Below are 20,626 nucleotides of genomic sequence, written 5' to 3'. Positions count from 1 at the left end.
AGAAAAGCTTCCGGGAGACAGGGGGCGTTTCGGTGCTGGGCAGGCGTGACCGGTGGTCCACAACCGCCGTCTATGGTGCAGCTCACTACGGAAAGAGTCTGTTCTGGTACGGCGGAGAGGTTCTGTTCGCCTTCTTTCTGACCGAGGTTGCAGGTCTGACGCCCGCCCATATGGCCGGCGTCTTGGCGATCGGTTTTCTTATCAGTGCGATCTTCGATCTTCAGGCTGGGCGCATCCTGTTTCGCCGGTCGGCGGGCATGAGGCGCGCAGCCGGGCTGCAATCCCTCGGCGCGATCTTTAGCGGCGTCGCCTTGGTGGGGGTGGTCGCAACCGCCCTGCTTCCCTATCCGATGCGCGTGGGCTGGGCCCTGACGACGGGCGTCTTGTTTCGCCTCGCCTTCGCCGTCTATGACGTCTCTCAGAACTCCCTGATGGCCAATGCGACCGCAGAGGTTGAGGCGCGATCGCGTGTTGCGGTCACGCGCATCTTCGCCAGCGGCCTGGGCAATCTGAGCGTGGCCGCCGTGGTCGGGCCCCTGATCGCCGCTGAGCGGCGCGGCGGCGGCGGCGTCATGCTCATCGTCCTGGCGCTGATCGCGGCCCTGGTCGCCATCACGACGGCGGGTCTGTTGAACCGGCGCCTGAGGGGCTCGGATCCAGCCGACCTTGACGTGCAGGCTTCGTTGAAAGGACCGGGCCTCGGCTTGGCGGCCCTATGGCCCCTGTTCGCCATGATGGTCCTGATGATGTTGGGCCCTTCTCTGTTTCAGAAGTTGGAGCCTTACTTCGCGACCCGCGCCTTCGCTTCATCGACGACGGGCGGCGCCCTCATCATCGCCGCCGCAGCAGGCGTCTGCTGCGGCCAACCGCTCTGGCTCATGGTCTTTCCACCGTCGCGCCGCGTCGCCCTTTTCACGGTTTCGGCTCTGCTCCAGGCCGCCGGGGCCGTGGTCTTCCTCCTGGCGCCGTTCGACGCGCCGGTCGACTTCATCGCCGGCGCTTGGCTGTTCGGCCTGGGCAACGGCGGGCTGGGCATGGCGAAATGGGCCAGCTTCAGCGACTGGGCGTCCCGCCTTCCGGCCCACCGTCAGGGCCTCGCCTTCGCCATCTTCAGCGCCCTGGCGAAAATCACCCTGGCGCTGGGCGTGCTGATCGTCGCCGCCGCAATTCATCCGGGCGTGACCTTGGAGGGTTTGCGCGGGTTCATGGCCGCCGGCCCCGTCCTGACGTCGATAGGAATGATCATTCTGGCGCGACGGGCTGCGCCTCGCGAAACGGGCGACACGCTGGCTTCCGAAACCATGGGCGCATCACCACCTCGCACATCCTGAACAGCGTCGACATCCCATCTGATGTCGCGATCTGGCCGATCATATGGGAAAGCGAGGGCGCGGATCCGACAGCCGGCCTGACACAGATCAAAGGCTCAGTCGGGCGCCGTCGGCTTGACGGCCGGTCGGCGCCCAAGTCCCTCCACATAGGCGATCAGGGCGGCCGGCTCGTGGTCGGGCGTAGCGACCAAGGAGGTTCCATCGACCTCGCGCAGGACCGGAATAGGGCGACGTTATTCTGGTGGGCCACTCTTATGGCGGCGTCGTGATCACCACCGATGGCGTCGATCACCCAAGCGAGCTAGCGTCTGCGGGTCCCAGCTAAAGGATTGCGATTGCCGACCCTGGATCTAGAAAACCCGACACCCCTGCCAGGAGACAAGCTCCGCGACATGGTCCCGTTTGTGCGATGCGTTTCCTAGAGCGCCTGCGTTGCCATGTTGGAGGAAACTCGGGTCGCCGTGCGTCCAAATCAATGGACGGGAACGGAGATAGAAGATGTTAAACCGAATTTGGGCGGCGATTGTAATCGCAAGCGCACTGCTTGGCGGACCGGCAGCCGCTCACACAGACCATATCACCTCCCCGGATGCAGCGTTTGGACATGACGTCGGCGACGATTATCAGTTGATCAACTATCGGCAGTTCGAAGCCTATCTCCACACGCTCGCCGCCCAGTCCGACCGCATGAAGCTGATGGAGGTCGGCAAGACGACCGAGGGGCGGACGCAGTATGTGGCCGCCGTCTCGTCTCCGGCGAACATCGCCCGCCTGGATCATTATCGCGACATCGCCCGCCGTCTGGCCAAGGCCGAAGGCGTGGACGAAGCCGAGGCGCGCGCCCTGGCGGCCGAGGGCAAGGCCGTGGTCTGGATCGACGGCGGCCTGCATGCGACCGAGACCGTGCCGCCCCACGCCCTGATCGCCGCCGTCCATGAATGGGTGACGGCTCAGGATCCCGAGGCCCTGCGGGTGCTGGACGACGTCATCATCCTGTTCGCGCCACTGAATCCGGACGGCTGGGATCTGGTGGCGGACTGGTACATGCGGGAGGAGGACCCGGAGAAGCGGGAGTTTGCCAGCCTGCCGCGCCTCTATCAGGCCTACGTCGGCCACGACAACAATCGCGACTATTATCTGTCGGCGATGACGGAGACGACCAACGTCAACCGGATGCTGTTCCGGGAGTGGTTCCCTCAGATCGTCTACAACCACCATCAGCCGGCGCCGGCCGGGACGGTCGTGTTCATGCCGCCGTTCCGGGATCCCTTCAACTACAACTACGACCCCTTGGCGATGACCACCCTGTCGGAAGTCGCCGCCGCCATGCACAACCGGCTGGTCGCCGAGGGAAAGCCCGGCGCGACCATGCGCAGCGGCGCCCCCTATTCGACCTGGAACAACGGGATGGAGCGGTCGATCACCTATTTTCATAACGCCATCGGCCTGTTGACGGAGATCACCGGGCACCCGACGCCGAGCCGCATCGCCCTGGTTCCGGACAACCAGTTGCCGCGGAACGATCTGCCGGCCCCGATCGCGCCGCAGACTTGGCGGTTCCGGCAGTCGATCGACTATTCGCTGTCGATCAATCGGGCGGTGCTGGACTATGCCTCGCGCAATCGCGACCGGCTGTTGTTCAACATCTGGCGTATGGGGGCGAACGCCATCGCGCGGGGCGAGACCGACACCTGGCGCGTCACGCCGTCGCGGATCGACGCCCTGAAGGCGGCTGCGGGCCAGACCGGCCGCACCGCCGATCCCGCCCTTTACGACAAGGTGCTGCGTGATCCGGCGCTGCGCGATCCGCGCGCCTATGTCATCCCGGCAGACCAGGCCGATCTGCCGACGGCGATCGCCTTCCTCAACAGCCTGATCAAGACCGGCGTGGACGTGGATTGCGCGACCCGCGCCTTCTCCATCGCCGGAACCTCCTATCCGGCGGGATCCTTCATCGTGCGGACGAACCAGGCCTATCGGCCGCATGTGCTGGACATGTTCGAACCGCAGGATCATCCGCACGACCTGCGATATCCCGACGGTCCCCCCGTCCTGCCCTATGACGCGACCGGCTATACGCTGGCGCTGCAGATGGGGGTGAGGTTCGACCGGATTCTCGATCCGTTCGAGGCGCCGCTGGAGCGCGTGCCGGACCTGATCGCCGTGCCCGCCGGTAAGATTCGCGGACGGGGCGACGCGGGCTTCGTCGTCGATCATGCAGCGATCAACAGCTTCATCCTGAGCAACCGTCTGCTGAAGGCGGGGCAGCCGGTGTTCTGGCAGAAGACCGAGGTTCGTCTCGGCGCGCGCACCCTGGCGCCCGGCGCCCTGTGGATTCCGGAAAGCGAGACGTCGCGCGTCCTGGTCGAACAGGCGGTCGCCGAGCTGGGCCTGAACGCCGAAGCGGTGTCGCGCGCGCCGGCGGGCGACGCCATGGCGCTGAAGCCGGTGCGGATCGGTCTGGTGGATCGCTACGGCGGCTCCATGTCCGCAGGCTGGACCCGTTGGCTGCTGGAGCAGTTCGAGTTCCCCTTCGAGGTCGTTTACCCCCAGCGTCTCGACGCAGGTGACCTGAACAAGGATTTCGACGTCCTGGTGTTCGCGCCTGATCTGCTGCCCGGCGACTTCCCCAACGGGAGCGGGCGCGGACAGCCGGATCCCGAGACGATTCCCGAAGCCTATCGGTCCTGGCTGGGCGCCGTGACGCGAGAGAAGACCCTGCCGCAACTGACCCGCTTCGCTGAGGCCGGGGGCACGATCGTGACCGCAGGATCGGCCCATAAACTGGCCCTGGCCCTGGGGGCGCCGATCGAGGACGTGCTCTCGAACGCGGACAGGCCCCTGCCCTCCACCGACTTCTTCATCCCCGGCGCCTTGCTGGCGATGGACGTCGATCCGGCCGAGCCCCTGGCCTACGGCCTGCCGGCGCGACTGGATGTCTTCTTCGACGAGAACGCGGCCTTCACCGTGCGCGACGGCGCCCGGATCGCCGCCCGCTATCCCGCGACCCCTGTGGTGTCGAGCGGCTGGGCCATAGGGCCCGAGAAACTGGCCGGCGCCGCCGCCGTGGTCGATGCGCCTATGGGGCAGGGCCGGCTGATCATCCTGGGGCCGGACGTGATCAATCGCGCGCAGGCCCGGGCCTCGGTGCGGCTGTTGTTCAACGCCCTGTTCTACGGCCCGGCGACAGCGGCGGGCTCCTGAATCGGAAAAGGGGCGTCGGCCTGACGCCGACGCCCCTCTCGCCTGGCCCCGGAGTCAGCGGGGCGCCAGCTGAACTTCGAAGAAGCGGTCGACGCGGCCGCGAAGATCCTCAGTCGCGGCGGCGTTGGCGGCGACCGCCTGGCGGCTGCGGCTGGGATCGTCGAATCCGTGGGCCGCATCCGGATAGAGGGTCAGGTTCACTGAAGCGCCCGCCGCTTGAGCGCGATCAACCAGGGTCCGGCAGCTTTCGGGCGACACCTCCTGGTCCGCCGTTCCCATGAAGACCTCGACCGGCGCATAGGTCTTGTACTCCCGCCGGAACCGTCCCTGGAGGCCGCAGCCCGGATAGAGGGCGAGACCCGCCCGGAAGCCGATCCGCCGCATGTCGCCGGGCTTGTCGTCAGCCAAGGCCGAAAGGACAGTGCTGGCGCCGTTGGAGAAGCCCATCAGGCCGATCCGGTCATCCGCCACCCCCTCCAGGCTGCGCAGGAACCGCAGCGCGCCATAGGCGTCCAGGGGGCGGATCGTCACTTCGTTGATCTCTGGCGGTCGCGAACTGTAGGTCCCGGCCGCGAAACCGGTCGGATAGCCTCGCGGCCCGAAACTGTCGACGACAAGGGCGTAGTACCCCCGGTCGGTCCAGTACTCGGCCCAGAATTTGAGTCGCAGCGTCAGGGTTCTCGCCTCATAGACCCCGCCGGCCAGGGACGAATAGACCCCGCCCCTGCCGTGCAGCAGGACGACCGCCGGCGCGCCGGATTCGGGCGTTGGTCCCTCCGGCCGGAACAGATAGCCGACCAGTTCGGTTCGCGGCTCGTCCATGCTGCGAAACACGACCCGCTCGCCGAGCCGCTGTTCAGCCGTGGCCGAGCCCTGCCGGACGGCGGCGTTCGATATCGCCGTGTGGTGAACTGCATCAGAGTTCAGCGGGGCTTGCGGCTGCTCCTGCGCCTGGACGGCCGGCGCCGCGGCCAGAAGGGCGGCGAGGAGCGCCGAGAGATGGCGTTGAGGACGGGTCATTCGAGCGGTCTCTCCTTGTAGGCTGTGAAATCCAGTTCGCCCTCCATCCGCGCGACGGCGACGGCGACGGCCAGGTCGCTGGTGCAGTTCGGCACGGTGCGGATCATGTCCAGGGGCCGATCGAAGGGCAGGATGAAGCCGACGATCAAGGCCGTCTGCTCCGGCCCCAGACCGATGACTGAAAGCACTGCCGCCAGCAGAAACAGGGAGGCCGAAGGCACGGGCGCGGCGCCCAGGGCCACCATGGCGGTGACCGCCATTATGGCGAGATAGTCGGCTGGCCCCAGGGCCACGCCGAAAACCTGGGCGGAAAAGGCGGCCAAGAGGCCGACGTAGAGGGCGGCGCCGTCCATGCTCAGGGTCACTCCGAGCGGCAAGACCGTCGAGGCGATCGCCGGGCTGACGCCGAGATTTCTCTGGGCCACCCGCAGCGCCACAGGCAGGGTCGCGGCGCTGGACGAGGTCGAAAAGGCCACCGCCACCGCGTCTACGATGTCGCGATAGAAGGGCAGAACCGGCGTTCGCGCCAGAAGACGCAGTACGGCGCCGTGAACGATGAAGGTCTGAAACGCCGCGCCGACAACAACACAGCAAGACAGCCGCAGGACGCTGACGAAGGCCGACGGCCCGCTGGTTCCCATCACCCAGGCGATGAGGGCGAAGACGCCGAACGGCGCCAGCTCCATTACGAACAGGACGACGCGCAGAAGCACGGCCGATCCGGACTCCAGAACTTTCTGCAAGGGGCGTCCGTCCTCGCCCGTCACCAACAGAGCGGCGCCGATCAACAAGGCGAAGAAGATGACGGCGAGAATGTCGCCCTCGGCCATGGCCGCGATAGGGTTCAAAGGCACAATGTCGGCGAGGACGGCGGCGAGATCCTGTGCGTCGGCCAGAGGCGCGGGCGCGACGCCCGCTAGATCGACGTCGGCGCCCGGCTGGATCAGCGCGCCCAGGCCCAGACCGACGGCGGCGCCCACCAGCATCAAGCCGAAGTAGAGAACCATGGTCTTGAGACCGACCGCTCCGAGACGCGCCGGGTCGGACATGGCCGACACGCCGGCGGCGACGGTCACGAACACCAGCGGGGTCACCAACATGCGGATCAGCCGAACGAAGAGGTCGCCGATCCATTTCAGATCCTGGGCGCGTTCTCCGAGCACCAGGCCCGCGAGCACGCCCAGCCCCAGACCCAGCAGGATCCGTCGCCACAGCGGCGTGGCGAACCATAGGCGCGTGACGATCCGCACCGGTCGGGCCAAGCCCGCCGAAGGCGCAAGGGAGGACATGTCGATTTCCAGAGAGGCCCGGACGAGGCCTCAGCCTCGCCCGGGCGTCGCCATTAGAAGGACTTGCGGATGCTGGCGTACCACCAGCGGCCGCGGTTGGAATGGACGCTGCCGTTGTAGCCGAACCGGTCGTCGGCCAGCGGCGGGTCCTCGTCGAACAGATTGCGCGCGCCGATCCGGACCCGGGCGCCGTCCAGCGGGCCGCCCTTGTCGAATTCGTATTGGACATAGAGGTTGTGGGTCAGCCACTCGTCCACCACCCAATAGTCGTCGGTATCCACATAGGTGGCGCTGGTGTCGACGAAGTCGGAGACGTAGCTGGTGTACCAGCCTGAGGTCCACTGCCCCAGGTCCCACGTCAGGGACGCGGTGAACTTCCATTCCGGCCGGCCGTTCTGTCCGATCAGGTCTTCCACGCCGCCGACCGTCACGCCCGCGATCGTGCCGTCGGCCAGGGCGTCCAGCAGGATCTGATGCTGTTCGCTGGCCTCCTGATACAGTTTCAGCTTCTGGCTGGCGTTGAGGCTGAGCCGCCAGTCGCCGACCGGGGTGTCGCGCAGCGTGTAGAAGAGGCGGAAATCGAGGCCTTCAGACTCGCGCGGCTGCAGGTTCATGTACTCGTCGGTGATGTACAAGAGGTCGCCGACGGGCGCGAGGCCCGCTGCGGCCGCATCGGCGATCTGCTGGGCGTTGGGCGTATCGCGAACCACATTGGGGTTCGAACTACCGATCTGACGCAGGTAGTAGTCCCTGATCAGTTGGTTCGTACCGCCGAAAATTCCGACCAGATCCTCCTGCCGGATCTTCCAGTAATCGACGGTCAGCGTCAGGTCGCCGAACCGGTCGGACCAGAGTTCGGGTTCGAACACCAGGCCCAGGCTGAGGTTCTCGGAGGTCTCCGCCTTGAGGTCCGTGTTCCCCGACCGTTTTTCGATCCGATCTTCGCTGGTGCAGTAGTCGTTGCTGGTCGTCAGCGTCGGGATTGCGCCGATAGCGAGTTGCACCGCACAGGCGGCGTAATCACGCCGGCTGTTGGAGCGTTCGAAATCCGGCTGGTGGAGTTGCAGCAGGTTGGGCGCCCGGAAGCCTTCCGACCAGGCGCTGCGGAACATCAGCCAAGGCGTCGGGCGATAGGCCAGCGCGATCTTCGGGGCCCCGACCGTTCCGAACAGGGTGTAGTTCTCCACGCGACCCGCAATCTGGAGGTCGATCGACTGCACCAGCGGGATGTTCATCTCGGGCGAAACGACCGGTACGGCCAGTTCGAGGAAGGCCGAGTAGACGTTGCGGGCGCCCGAGCTGTCCGGGGTGTAGGACACGCCCATCACGTCGCTCTGGGATACGACGCCTGCCAGGTCCGTAAAGGTGATCGTTCCGTCCAGACGCGGGTCGCGATCTTCAGCGAAGGTTTCGCGACGCGCTTCTACCCCCGCCGCCAGGCCCACATGTCCAGCCGGCACCGGATAGAAGTCGCCCTTGGAGACCTTGAAGTCCCACTGCATGAGCTCGGTCTCGGCATAGCGGTAGACCTTGACCATGAAACTGTCGATCGTCTCCTGGTTATTCAAACCCGTCGCGCCGTTCCGGGGACTGTTCAGATCGCCGCCCACAAAGGGATTATAGGCGTCAGGCGTCGTCCTATTGATCGCGTCCTGGAGCAAGGTCATGCTGACCCCGTCCATTTCGTCGGTCGTTTCGGCCTTGCTGTAGAGCAAGGCGCTTTCCCAATCGAAGCCGAAGCGTTCGCCGCGCAGACCGCCCAGATATCGGGTGGTGACGTTTTCGACCTCGACCTCCCGATAGCCGAGATCGGCGAAACGGTAGTCCTGAATCTGGATCGCTGAACCCGTTGTCGGCACCCCGGACAATCCGCTCAGCCGAGCCGTCACGCCCGTGGCGCCGAAAGGATTCCAGTAGGCGGTCGGCGACATGAGGACGCGCTGCGTGTCCAGCGGCGTGTCCTGCTGGCGCTGCGACCAAGTCTCGCCCCAGTAGTAGCTCAGCTCTCCGAAGAACTCGACGCCGTTATCGAACTCGTGGTTGATGAAGGTGAACAGATTGGCGCGGTCCACCGCCGAACTGATGGTCCGCATAGAGTCCAGATCATATCGGAGATTGTTGTCCTCGCTCGTCGTCGACAGGGTTGAGTTGTCGAAACAGGTCCCCGTCGTATAGGCGCCGGCGATGCAGCCGGCGTTGGTGCTGGGCTGAACGTGGAAGGTGCCGGCGGTAGATGTCAGGGTCGTTCCGTTGACGCGCGTGGTGGTTCCCGCGTTCTTGTAGGTCGTCGGATCCAGCTTGATGCCCTCAGCCCAGGCCGTGATCGTGCTGTAGGTCCCATAGTCGAGGCCAGAGGCGCGGCCGTTGAAGGCGGCCACCCGTCCCGCGACCGTCGCATAGTCGCGTTCCCAGATGTAGAGCGGATCCCGGGTCAGGTAGCCGCCCATGATTGAGACGTTGGTCTTGCCGTTGTTGAAGTCCTTGCCAGCCTGAAAATCGAAGGAATATTCCTCCATTCCCCCTTCGTCGTGCCCCATGGCGGCCTGGACCGTGAAGCCTTCGAAGTTGTCGCGCAGGACGTTGTTGACGACGCCGGCCACCGCGTCGGTGCCGTAAAGCGCCGCAGCGCCGTCCGCGAGAACCTCGACCCGACGCAGGCCGAATGTCGGGATGGCGTTGGTGTTGACCGTCTGAACCGGCACATAGCCTTCAATCTGCGTACCGGGGTGAGGCACCAATCGCCGGCCGTTCAGCAGTACCAGCGTATTGCCCGTGCCGATCGAACGCAGATCGATCGAAGCCACATCGCCCCGCGCATTGTTGATCCCGCCGTTGTCGCTGTCCGCCTCATTGAAACCGACGTCGCCCATCTGTGCGATGGAGCGGTAAAGATCGTCGCCGTCTGCGGCGCCGATCGCATCCAGATCAGACTGATCGACGACGGTGACCGGCAGGGCTTCGTTTATGCGTGTCCCCCTGATCCGGCTACCGACGACCACGACCTCTTCGACCTCGGCTGCGCGTCCGTCGCCGTGCGTTCGCTTTTGCAGGATGATGGTCGATCCCTCATGCGAGGCGACGTAGAGGTCGGTGCCTTCAAGCAGGCGGCTGAGCGCGTCTTCGACGTCCATCTGCCCCGAGACGGCGGGTCCGACGCGGCCCGTGAGGTGGCCGGTGGGCGCTGAAATCGTCACGCCCGCCTGACGCGCCAAGTCAGGAATGGCTTGAGCGAGCGGCTGGGCCGCCACATTGAACTGCCTCACCTGAGCAGCTGCCCCATGGGCGGCCATGACAAGCACCCCGCCGGCGACGCCCGCCGCCAGCCAACTCTTCCACGACACCATGAGATCCCCCGATCCGTCTGTCTATGTTCCCCCGGCGCACCGGACATAGACAAGACGGTTCAGGGATCAGAAATCCTCCAGCGTCCGGAAAATATTTAACCGTGAAGAAGCTGAATCCGGGTCGAGCTGATTTCCGCGCGGAGGTTCAGACTGCGCGCCGCCGCCCGGGCGAAGGCCGCAGGATCGTTCGCTTCGAACAGGCCGGTGATCTTCATTTCGGCCACGTTCCGATCCGCCAGCAGGATCGGAACTTCGCTGAAGCGCGCGAACTCGGCGGCCGCCTGTTCGAGGCTGTCGTTGTGGAACTCGATCTTTCCGTCACGCCAGGCGAGAAGCCGCCCGGTTTGGGGCGCATCGACGAAACGAGGGCTGGTCGCTTCGCCGCCGGCCAGGCTGATCAGCTGGTTGGCGGTCAGGATGTGCGCCCTGTCCCGCCCGACCCGCATATGGACCGATCCCGCCAAGGCGACGATCTCGAGCGGCGCCTGATTCAGCCGCTTCAGCAGGAATGCGCCGTCATAGGTGGTCAGCACCGCGCCCGCAGCCCGCATGACGAACGGCCGCACGGGATCGACGGCCACCTCGAACAGGGCTTCGCCGTACATGAGGACGACTTCCCGCACAGATCGCGTATAGCGGACGCTGACCTGCGACAGGGTGTTGAGCGTGACGACGCTGCCGTCATCCAGCGTTACCGAGCGAATCTCGCCGCGCTGCGTGTCGAGACGTTGAGACCGCCGCCAGTAGGCGGCGGCCAGACCCGTTCCGCTCAACATCGCCACAGCGACGCCCGCCGCCAGCAGAGAGCGTCGCGCGACCATCGGTTGTTCGGCGACGGGTCCGCCTGCCAAGGCCGCCGCTTGTCTGGTATGAACCGCTATGGCGCGGGCGCGGGCGAACGCGCCCAGGCGACGTGGGTCCTCTCCCGCCCAGGCGTCGAATTCTCGCTGATGCGCCGGTGAAAACGGCCCACGATCAAGCCGCGCGGCCCACAGGGCGGCGCGGCGATCGATCTCTTCAGCCGTTTCCGTCTCTGCCATCCGCCCTTCGTCCGATCCGCACGTTTCGCAACCTAGACGCATCTGGAGCATCATATCCTCCATCGGCGTATGCGGCCATCAAGAGGACAAAGGCCTTGGCTATGTGCTTTTCGACGGTGCTTTCCGGGAATCCCGTCTCCCGCGCAATCTCTTTTTGAGAGCGTCCTTGGACCCGACTGAGAATGAAGATGCGGCGTGTCTTATCGGGAAGGCGGTCAATCATTTTCGCGAGAAGCCGAAGTTCGTTTCGGCCCGCGACTTCGTCTTCTGGCGTCACCGCATCTGCCGCCACCTGAAGTCTGTCAATATCTGCGACGGCGTCGAGCGGCACCACGCTCTTCCGTCTTAAGCGATCGACTGCAGCAGACCGGGCCGTGCGAAAAAGATAAGCGCGCACGTTAAGGATGGATCCGACATCCGCGACACCGATCAGTTTCGCGTAGGTTTCCTGCACGATATCATCAACGTCGGCTGGCGATGCCGCCCGGCGCAACCATGCGCGCAGCGCAGGCTCATGCGGCATCACGCTTCGCGCAAGCCAACGCGCTGTGTCTTCTGAAACCCCCATGGCCACAGAGACTGGCACGCGCCTTCACAAGGCAGCAAGCCCGCGATCTCTGAAATCACCCGCACCGGGAGGATGCCCTCCTTTTTTCGGGCGCTGTCGCGCAGTTGTTACAAAGCCGGCGTCGACGGTCGATAAAAACGACCGTCGACGCTCCGTTCGCCTAGGTTCTGGACTCATAAGCCCTGAGCCAGAGGCGGGTCGAGGTCAGCAGGACGGCGGCGAGGATGTCTCTTGCCAGCTTGTCGAAGCGGGTTGCGACGCGGCGGAAGTGCTTGAGGCGGATGTCCCGATCGCAGCGATTTCGACCGGGGCACGGGTGGGCAAGTGCGGATCGAGCGCCAACAACTGGCGCAACTCAAGAGCATAGGCTGAGCATACGTCCTGCAAATCTACCGCCGTAGTCCTACAGGATCGCATTGGCCGAGCCGGAGCGCTAATGTCGCCCTGTCAGCAACCCCCACCTTCGCCAGAGGTCGCACCCGCATGCCCGCCGCCTCTCACTCCCACTCGATCGTGCCCGGCGGCTTGGACGTCACGTCATAGACCACGCGGTTCACGCCGCGGACCTCGTTGATGATCCGCGTCGCCGTCTTGGCCAGGACGTCCCAGGGGAACTGGTAGAAGTCGGCCGTCATGCCGTCCGTCGAGGTGACGGCGCGCAGGGCCAGAACCTTTTCGTAGGTGCGGGCGTCGCCCATGACGCCGACGGTCTTGACCGGCAGCAGGACGGCGAAGGCCTGCCAGATGTCGTCGTAGAGGCCCGCCTTGCGGATCTCCTCCAGATAGATGGCGTCGGCGTCCTGCAGGGTCGCCACGGCGTCCGGCGTGATCTCGCCGGGGATGCGGATGGCCAGGCCCGGTCCTGGGAAGGGGTGGCGGCCGACGAAGGCGTCGCTCAGGCCCAGTTCGCGGCCCAGCGCCCGGACCTCGTCCTTGAACAGTTCGCGCAAGGGCTCGACCAGTTTCAGCTTCATATAGTCGGGCAGGCCGCCGACATTGTGGTGGCTCTTGATGACGTGTGCCTTGCCGCTGGACGAGGAGACGCTCTCGATCACGTCGGGATAGAGGGTGCCCTGGGCCAGGAACTCGGCGCCCTCGATCTTGGCCGACTCGCGGTCGAACACTTCGATGAACAGGCGGCCGATGGTCTTGCGCTTGGTTTCCGGGTCGGAGATCCCGGCCAGCTCGCCCAGGAATTCCTTGGACGCATCAACGTGGATCAGCGGGATGTTGTAGTGTTCGCGGAACAGGGTGGTGACCTGTTTCGCCTCGTCCTTGCGCAGCAGGCCGGTGTCGACGAAGACGCAGGTCAGCTGGTCGCCGATGGCCTCGTGGATCAGCACGGCGGCGACGGAACTGTCGACGCCGCCGGACAGGCCGCAGATCACCTTGGCGTCGCCGACCTGTTCGCGGATCTGGGCGATCTTCTCGTCGCGATAGGCGGCCATGGTCCAGTCGCCCTTCAGCCCGGCGATGCCGTGGGTGAAATTCTTCAGCATCTGGTGGCCGCGCGGGGTGTGCATCACCTCCGGGTGGAACTGCACGCCATAGAAGCGCCGCGTCTCGTCGGCGATCACCGCATAGGGGGAGCCCTCGGACGAGGCGACCACGTCGAAGCCTTCGGGGATGGCGACGATCTTGTCGCCGTGGCTCATCCAGACTTCCTCGTCCTCGCCCACCGGGGCCAGACCGGCCAGCAGGGGCGAGTCCTTCTGGACCGTGATGGCGGCGCGGCCGAACTCGCGCGTATGGCCGCCCTCGACCTTGCCGCCCAGCTGTTCGCACAGGGTCATCTCGCCGTAGCAGATGCCCAGGACCGGCACCCCGGCCTCGAACACGGCCTGGGGCGCGCGGGGGCTGCCTTCTTCGTGGACGCTCTCGGGCCCGCCCGACAGGATGATGGCCGCCGGGTTCATCCCCGCCAGGGCCGCCTCGGCCTTCTGGAACGGATGGATCTCGCAATAGACGCTGGCCTCGCGCAGGCGGCGGGCGATCAGTTGGGTCACCTGGCTGCCGAAGTCGACGATGAGGACTGATCGGTGGTCGTGCGGCAAGGTCATGGCGTGATCGAATCCGGGGCGGGAGGTTGCGCGGGGTCTTGGCCTTGTGCGGCCGGGATTTCAAGGGCGGCGAGGCCGTCGGCCTCCAGCACCGCGATCAGACGGTCCAGAGCGGCGGCCAGGTTCTCGTCCACATGGCAAAGGGTGGAGGTCCAGTCCTCGAGCGCCTTCAGCTCGGTCCGGCCGTCCGACACGCCGCGCAAGGCGACCAGAGGAAGGCCGAAGGTCTGGGCCGCCCGGACCAGGGCCCAGGTCTCCATATCCACCATCTCGGCGTCGATGGCGTCATAGGCGACGCCGGAGACGACATTGGCGCCGGTCGAAAGCCTGGCGGTCGGCAGGCCCGGGACGGGGCACGGCAGGGGCAGGACCGCAGGCTGGTTCAGCAGCGGGGTCACCCCCTTGGGAAAGCCTAGAGGGCTGGCGTCCATGTCGCGATAGGCGACCGAAGAAGCCTGATAGACGCAGGCGTGCTCCAGCACCCGCGAGCCGCACGACCCCAGGGAGACGATCAGATCCGGCAGATCGCCCGCCGCCTCCAGCCGGGCCAGGGCTGCGGTCAGGGCCACGGCGGCCTCCACCGGGCCGACGCCGGTCATCAGGGGCTGGATGCGGGCGCGCAGACAGTCGCCGTATTCGGCGGGCGCGGCCATAACGTAGAGGACCGAAATCTCGCCGTGCCGAACCGGCGCCGCCCCCATCAGGCGGCCCGCTGATAGACGGCGGCGAAGAAGCCGTCGGTGTCGGCCGAGGCCGGCGACAGCCGCAGCCGCGCGCCGGACGCCAGTTCAGCGAACCTGGTCCGGGCGGCGTCGGTCAGTTGCGGCGCGCCCAGCAGGTCGGCGACCGGGACCGGTTTGAACTCGGGATGGGCGGCCTCGAAAGCGTCGGCGCTGGCCTCGTTCTCGCGCGCCAGCATCGAACAGGTGACATAGACCAGACGCCCGCCCGGTTTCACCAGCTTGGTCGCCTGGCTCAGGATACGGACCTGAACGGCGTGCAGTTTCTCGACCTCGTCCGCCGTCAGACGCCAGGCGTCCTCGGGCCGACGCCGCCAGGTGCCCGAGCCCGAACAGGGGGCGTCGACGAAGACCAGATCGGCCTGGCCGTTCAGCGCCTCCAGCCCCCCGCCGTTCTGGCCGATCAGCACCAGTTCGGCCTCGACGCCCGCGCGTTGCAGGCGAGGGCGGATATTCTCCAGCCGCTTGTTGACCACGTCGGAGGCCGTCAATCTCCCCTCCCCCTTCATGGCCTGGGCCAGACCCAGGGTCTTGCCGCCGCCGCCTGCGCAATAGTCCACAACCGTCGCGCCGGGTTGCGCCCCGGCCAGCCAGCAGACGACCTGACTACCCTCGTCCTGGATCTCGAACTTGCCGGACTTGAACCCCTCCAGCGCCTGGATATTGGGCGGCGGCTCGGACGGCACGCGCAGGCCGACGGCCGACCAGGGCGTGCGCGAAACGTCCAGCCCGGCGGCCTTCAGTTCGGCCTCGACCTCCTCGACCGTGGCGGCCGAGTCATTGATCCGCAGGTCGATCGGGGCGCGCGGCGCCATCAGGGCGCGTGCCTCTTCGGCCCAACGCTCGCCGAAGGTCGCCTTGAAATCCTCGACCACGAACTCGGGCAGGCCGGCGGCGACCCAGCCGGGAAGCTCCCCCTCCCCCGCCGTGATCCGGCCGCGTTCCTGTTTCGACAGGGGCCGCGGCCCGTAGCCGTCGCCCGCATGCAGGGCCTCGATCTCTTCCAGCGACAGGCCGTCGATGGCGTGCAGGGACCCGATCACCAGGGCCCGGCCGTCCTCGCGCCCGCCCATGATCCAGGACAGGCGGCCGCGCGCCCGCAGCACCTTGTAGACGCGGTCGGCGATGGCGCGCCGGTCCTTGGACCCGGCGTATCGGTTGGCGCCCCCCCAGGCTTTCAGGACGGTTTCCGCCGGCTGGCGGCCCTGGGCGATGGCGTCCAGAACGGAGGCGGCGGCGGCGAGACGGGCGGCTGGGGTCAATCTAGGCTTTCAGAAGAAACAGGGACGCCAGCACCATGACCAGTCCCACGATCGAGACCAGCCAGACCAGCGACCGGATATAGGGAACGCCAAGGGCGTAGAGCGGCAAATAGACGACGCGACCCCAGAAATAGAGGGTCGTCCCCCACAGCGTCAGGGGTCCGGAGGCCTCGACCACATGGGCGATCAGCACCGCGCCGATGAACAGGGGCAGGGTCTCGAACAGGTTCGACTGCGCCCGCTCCAGGCGCCCCACCACCGGGCGGGACGGCCCGGCCGGCGTATCGCGTGCGCCGGCGTTCCAGGCCAGACCGAACTGCGCCGTCCGCCCCAGGGCCGGCGCCAGAATGTGGACCAGGGCCAGGATGAGCGTCAGGGCCAGATAGGTCAGTTCGGTCGTCATGGCCTTATCCCTGTCTGTAGTTCGGCGCCTCGCGCGTGATCATCACGTCGTGGACGTGGCTTTCCCGCAGGCCGGCGCCGGTGATGCGCACGAAGCGGGCGCGGTCCTGGAAGTCCGGGATCGTGCCGGCGCCGACATAGCCCATCGAGGCGCGAAGCCCGCCGACGAGCTGGTGCAAAACCGGACCAATAGGCCCCTTGTAAGGCGTCTGGCCCTCGATGCCCTCGGGCACCAGCTTCTCGGACGAGACTTCCTTCTGGAAATAGCGGTCGGCCGAGCCGCGCGCCATGGCGCCGACCGAACCCATGCCGCGGTACGACTTGTAGGACCGGCCCTGGTACAGGAAGACCTCGCCGGGGCTCTCGTCAGTGCCGGCGAACATCGAGCCCATCATGGCCACGTTCGCGCCGGCCGCGATGGCCTTGGCCAAGTCGCCCGAGTACTTGATCCCGCCGTCGGCGATCACCGAGGCGCCGGAGCCCTTGGCGGCCCGCGCGGCGTCCATCACGGCGGTCAGTTGGGGCACGCCCACGCCGGCGACGATGCGGGTGGTGCAGATGGAGCCCGGACCGATCCCGACCTTCACCGCATCGGCGCCCGCGTCGATCAGGGCCCGTGTCGCGTCATAGGTGGCGACGTTTCCGGCGATGATCTGCAGCCGATTGTTCTCGCGCTTGATCCGTTCGACCACCGCCGCGACTGAGGCCGAGTGGCCGTGAGCGGTGTCGATCACCACCACGTCCGCGCCCGCCTCCGCCAGGGCCATGGCCCGTTCGAAGCCGGCGTCGCCCACCGTCGAAGCCGCGCCGACCAGCAGGCGTCCCTGCTCGTCCTTGGCGGCGTTCGGGAAGGCCTGGGCCTTTTCGATGTCCTTCATGGTGATCAGGCCGACGGCCCGATAATCCTCGTCCACCACGATGACCCGCTCGATCTTGCGGGTGCGCAGCAGCTCGCGTGCCTCGTCCCGGCTGGCGCCCTCGCGCACCGTGATCAGGTCGCCGGTGGTCATCAGCGAGGCGGCCGTGACGTTCGGATCGCTCTCGAAACGCATGTCCCGGTGGGTCAGCATGCCGACCAGTTTGCCGCTGGCGGGATCGACGACCGGGAAGCCGGTGATCTTCTTGCGTTCGACGATCTCGCGCACCTCGCCGAGGGTCGTCGCGGGGCTCACCGTCACCGGATTGACCACCATGCCGCTCTCATAGCGTTTCACGGCGCGGACCTGATCGGCCTGCTCCTCGATGGTCATGTTGCGATGCAGGACGCCCAGGCCGCCGGACTGGGCCATGGCGATGGCCAGGCGGCTTTCCGTCACCGTGTCCATGGCGGACGACAGCAGCGGGATGTTCAGTTTGATGTCGCGCGTCAGCTGGGTCGAGACATCGACCATCGCCGGCATGAACTCGGACGGACCGGGTTCCAGCAAAACATCGTCGAAGGTCAGTCCTTCGCGTATCTCCATGGGGAGTCTCCGTTTTGCGGGCCGCGTATAACGGGGTGCGGGGGGCTACGGCAAGGGCTGATGGCGCAAAGATATCCACAGCTACTTTGTCCGCCACACCCGCAGGCGCGCTCATCGTCCTCGACAGCTATCCAACCGACCGCGTTGCGGGGGCTCAGCAGGTTGCATCCTGACACGGTGCATTCTGACCTCGCGTTGTCCGTGACAGTTGGAAAGCCCGTTCTTGATCGAGGCTGTGATATGGGCACCCGCAAAGAGAAACGACGGCTGGCGGCAGCGAAGTTGGCGGCTGATATCGCGTGCGAGGAAACGCGGCTGCAAAACGCCTTGACCGACGCTAACCAAGCCCGAGTACGGCGATGGCTGGCAATACCTACCGCCCTGCTTTCGCTCGTTCCAGGCACCGCTATTGGAGCGGCGATAACGTGGTGCGCTTCCAACCGCTCGACTATCACGAACTGGTTCGAGAAGATTATGACCTAACCACTCCGCGAACGGCGGGTCTTATGGACCCGATAGATTTTATTGGTTTGCAACCGATGCAGACCAACACCATTCTTCCAACATGGTTGGCGTCATCCTCAGCACCGCGCGAAAACTGGCCCTGAAGATCGCCAGCTACGGGGTCATGCACCTCGTGGTGGCCATTCTCGTGGCCTTCGCCATCACCCGCGACTGGCGTATCGCCCTGGCCGTCGGCATGGTCGAGCCCTTCTTTCAGACCATCGCCTATTCGATCCACGATCGCGTCTGGCACCGGATCGAACGCCGCCGCATGGCCTCCAATATCGAAGAGGCGGCCGAGGCCTTCACCGCCCGCCTTGACATCATGTCGCCCGAGGAACAGGCCCGCGTCCACGACAACCACGGCCATGGCCACAGCCACGCCCTGCCCCGGTCGCTGAAACAGGTGGCGGTCAAGACCGTGACTTACGGCGTCATGCACTTCACCGTCGCCGTCCTGGTGGCCTTCGCCCTGACCCAGGACATCCGCGCCGCCCTGGCCATCGGCGTCATCGAGCCCCTGGTTCAGACGGTCTTCTTCACCCTGCACGACCGGGTCTGGTCGCGGATGGAAGAACGCCGCGCGGCCCGTAGACCCGCGACGGCCTGAAGGCCGCCTAGCGCTTATTCAACGCCACCAGAAACACCTCGGCGCTGTCCTTCCGACTGGACTCCGGCTTGACGTACTTCACCGTCTCGAACTCCTCGCGCAGTCGCGCCAGAACGCCCCCGGCGTCGCCGCCCTGGAAGTTCTTGGAGACGAAGGCGCCGCCGGGCCGAAGGGTGCGGATGGCGAAGTCGGCGGCGATTTCGATCAGGGCGATGATCTTCAGGTGGTCGGTCTGGCGGTGGCCGACGGTGTTGTGCGCCATGTCCGACAGAACCAGATCCGGCGCACCGCCTATGGCCTCGATCAGCTGCTGATCCACGCCGGGCTGGGTGAAGTCGGCCTGCAGCAGGGTGGCGCCCGGGATCGGTTCGATCATCAGCAAGTCCACGCCGGCCACGGCGCCGGCGCCCCGGTTCAGCGCCACCTGGACCCACCCGCCCGGCGCCGCGCCCAGGTCGATGACCTTGGACCCGCGCTTGATCAGCCGGAATTTGTCGTCGATCTCGATCAGTTTGAAGGCCGCGCGTGATCGCCAGCCTTCCGCCCGCGCCCGTTCCGACCATTTGTCGGACAGCTGTCGCTTGATCCACTGCTGGCTCGACATGGACTTGGTGTCGGCCGTCTTCATCTTCGTGCCCATGCCGCGTCCGGCCGCGGTTCCGCCGGTCGGCGGCCGCACCATTCGACGACGTTCTTGAGGCTTTTCGTCTTCACTCATCGTTCCCACATAGCCCCGACCGGCGTTGCGGGCTATGTCCCGCCGCAAATCAACCCCGAGAGGACGACCGAAATGGCCGACACCCTGACCTTCACCCTGGACACCGGAGACGGCGAAGCCCGCGACGTGGTCATCAAGCTGCGCCCCGACCTGGCCCCGAACCACGTCGCCCGGATCACCGAACTGGCCCAGGAAGGCTTCTACGACGGCGTCGTCTTCCACCGCGTCATCCCCGGCTTCATGGCCCAGGGCGGCGATCCGACCGGCACCGGCACCTCGGGCTCCAACAAGCCGAACCTGAAGCAGGAATTCTCGGCCGAGCCGCACGTGCGCGGCGTCTGTTCCATGGCCCGCACCGCCGATCCGAACAGCGCGAACTCGCAGTTCTTCATCTGCTTCGACGACGCCACCTTCCTGGACCGTCAGTACACCGTCTGGGGCGTGGTCGAGTCCGGCATGGAACACGTCGACGCCCTGCCGAAGGGCGAGCCGCCGCGCAGCCCCGGCAAGATCGTCAAGGCGACCGTCAACTAAGCCGGCTCCACACCGAAAGATCGCGCCGGCCTTGGCCGTCGGCGCGATCTCAGGCGTCCGGCGCCGCCTTGTCCCGGCCGCCGTCGAACCGCAGCGTCTGCGCCTCGCGCCACAGCTGCCGCAGCCCCTCGACCGGCTGGTCCGCCCCCAGCAGAGCCAGTTGTTCGACCCAGACCGTCGCGAGTCGATCAATCGTTGACTGAGTCCAGCCCGGCGGCTGCTGGCGCGCCCAGTTCTGCACCGATCCCGCGTTGAAGATCATCAGGAAGACGCAGGCGACCAGCACGGTCTGGCTGGTCCACCGCCGCGCGCGCGCCGCCTCCCCTTCCTCGTCCAACGGCGGGGCGGGGGGAAAGGCGAAACGACCGAGGGCGACCAGGGCGTTCTCCCGCGTCGGCAAGTCATGGGCGTCGGCGGCGTCGATCCAGTCGCTGGGCGGATCGGCGGCCGTCGGCTCCTCCAGCGGCGGAAACGGCGACACCGGCGGCTGGGCGCGGGTGGGAAAGGGGTCGATCGGGTCCGTCGGCTCGCTCATCG

16 protein-coding genes and 1 pseudogene are annotated in these 20,626 nt (G+C 66.4%); 4 read left to right on the top strand and 13 right to left on the bottom strand.

Annotation, left to right across the window (positions count from 1 at the left end):
• Positions 1-32 precede the first annotated feature (32 nt).
• Together BSP_RS07820 and BSP_RS07815 are read left to right on the top strand one after the other, a co-directional pair.
• Positions 33-1,331: an MFS transporter gene (locus tag BSP_RS07820; RefSeq protein WP_194167019.1), complete on the top strand. Its 1,299-nt coding sequence runs from the start codon at positions 33-35 to the stop codon at positions 1,329-1,331.
• A gap of 627 nt (positions 1,332-1,958) precedes the next feature.
• On the top strand, positions 1,959-4,535 hold the full coding sequence (locus BSP_RS07815) for a M14 metallopeptidase family protein (RefSeq protein ID WP_227976084.1): 2,577 nt from the start codon (positions 1,959-1,961) through the stop codon (positions 4,533-4,535).
• 54 nt (positions 4,536-4,589) lie between these two features.
• Here the strand turns inward: BSP_RS07815 and BSP_RS07810 are convergent, their stop codons facing one another.
• The 11 genes and pseudogenes from BSP_RS07810 to guaB form a co-directional block, all read right to left on the bottom strand.
• Complete coding sequence (locus BSP_RS07810; protein WP_152949851.1) at positions 4,590-5,555, bottom strand: dienelactone hydrolase family protein; 966 nt, start codon at positions 5,553-5,555, stop codon at positions 4,590-4,592.
• Positions 5,552-6,844, bottom strand: coding sequence for a dicarboxylate/amino acid:cation symporter (locus BSP_RS07805; RefSeq protein WP_194167018.1), 1,293 nt, complete (start codon positions 6,842-6,844; stop codon positions 5,552-5,554). Before BSP_RS07805 ends, BSP_RS07810 begins: the two co-directional genes overlap by 4 nt.
• Positions 6,845-6,897: 53 nt before the next feature.
• Positions 6,898-10,188: a TonB-dependent receptor gene (locus BSP_RS07800; RefSeq protein WP_054765345.1), complete on the bottom strand. Its 3,291-nt coding sequence runs from the start codon at positions 10,186-10,188 to the stop codon at positions 6,898-6,900.
• A gap of 95 nt (positions 10,189-10,283) precedes the next feature.
• Positions 10,284-11,228 carry a FecR domain-containing protein gene (locus BSP_RS07795; protein ID WP_194167017.1) on the bottom strand — a complete coding sequence of 315 codons (945 nt, stop codon included), beginning with the start codon at positions 11,226-11,228 and terminating at the stop codon, positions 10,284-10,286.
• Positions 11,206-11,751, bottom strand: a complete 546-nt coding sequence (locus BSP_RS07790) for an RNA polymerase sigma factor (RefSeq protein WP_182713699.1) — start codon at positions 11,749-11,751, stop codon at positions 11,206-11,208. Before BSP_RS07790 ends, BSP_RS07795 begins: the two co-directional genes overlap by 23 nt.
• Before the next feature lie 205 nt (positions 11,752-11,956).
• Positions 11,957-12,076 (bottom strand): annotated as a pseudogene (locus tag BSP_RS07785) (IS5/IS1182 family transposase); the annotation flags it as partial.
• 217 nt (positions 12,077-12,293) lie between these two features.
• Positions 12,294-13,856: a glutamine-hydrolyzing GMP synthase gene (guaA, locus tag BSP_RS07780; protein ID WP_152949848.1), complete on the bottom strand. Its 1,563-nt coding sequence runs from the start codon at positions 13,854-13,856 to the stop codon at positions 12,294-12,296.
• Complete coding sequence (locus BSP_RS07775) at positions 13,853-14,557, bottom strand: 5'-methylthioadenosine/S-adenosylhomocysteine nucleosidase (RefSeq protein ID WP_152949847.1); 705 nt, start codon at positions 14,555-14,557, stop codon at positions 13,853-13,855. The genes guaA and BSP_RS07775 overlap by 4 nt, the downstream gene beginning before the upstream one ends.
• Positions 14,557-15,858, bottom strand: a complete 1,302-nt coding sequence (locus BSP_RS07770) for an RsmB/NOP family class I SAM-dependent RNA methyltransferase (RefSeq protein WP_152949846.1) — start codon at positions 15,856-15,858, stop codon at positions 14,557-14,559. Before BSP_RS07770 ends, BSP_RS07775 begins: the two co-directional genes overlap by 1 nt.
• A gap of 1 nt (position 15,859) precedes the next feature.
• Positions 15,860-16,261 (bottom strand): MAPEG family protein, encoded by a 402-nt coding sequence (locus BSP_RS07765; RefSeq protein WP_152949845.1) that lies wholly within the window; start codon positions 16,259-16,261, stop codon positions 15,860-15,862.
• Positions 16,262-16,265: 4 nt separating this feature from the next.
• On the bottom strand, positions 16,266-17,723 hold the full coding sequence (guaB, locus tag BSP_RS07760) for an IMP dehydrogenase (RefSeq protein WP_152949844.1): 1,458 nt from the start codon (positions 17,721-17,723) through the stop codon (positions 16,266-16,268).
• A gap of 565 nt (positions 17,724-18,288) precedes the next feature.
• Here guaB and BSP_RS07755 point away from each other — a divergent pair.
• Positions 18,289-18,837 carry a DUF2061 domain-containing protein gene (locus tag BSP_RS07755; RefSeq protein ID WP_054765241.1) on the top strand — a complete coding sequence of 183 codons (549 nt, stop codon included), beginning with the start codon at positions 18,289-18,291 and terminating at the stop codon, positions 18,835-18,837.
• Positions 18,838-18,844: 7 nt separating this feature from the next.
• Here BSP_RS07755 and BSP_RS07750 read toward each other — a convergent pair whose 3' ends face one another.
• Entirely contained in the window at positions 18,845-19,555 is a 711-nt protein-coding gene (locus BSP_RS07750; protein WP_152949843.1) for an RlmE family RNA methyltransferase, read from the bottom strand.
• Between the two features lie 72 nt (positions 19,556-19,627).
• Between BSP_RS07750 and BSP_RS07745 the strand changes: the two genes are divergently transcribed.
• Entirely contained in the window at positions 19,628-20,089 is a 462-nt protein-coding gene (locus tag BSP_RS07745; RefSeq protein WP_152949842.1) for a peptidylprolyl isomerase, read from the top strand.
• 49 nt (positions 20,090-20,138) lie between these two features.
• Here BSP_RS07745 and BSP_RS07740 read toward each other — a convergent pair whose 3' ends face one another.
• Positions 20,139-20,624: a hypothetical protein gene (locus BSP_RS07740; protein ID WP_054765238.1), complete on the bottom strand. Its 486-nt coding sequence runs from the start codon at positions 20,622-20,624 to the stop codon at positions 20,139-20,141.
• Positions 20,625-20,626 lie beyond the last annotated feature (2 nt).

The organism is Brevundimonas sp. Bb-A (assembly GCF_009394735.1).
Classification (GTDB): domain Bacteria; phylum Pseudomonadota; class Alphaproteobacteria; order Caulobacterales; family Caulobacteraceae; genus Brevundimonas; species Brevundimonas aurantiaca.
Note: the sequence above shows the minus strand (reverse complement) of the source record. Positions and strands in the feature narration are given on the sequence as shown.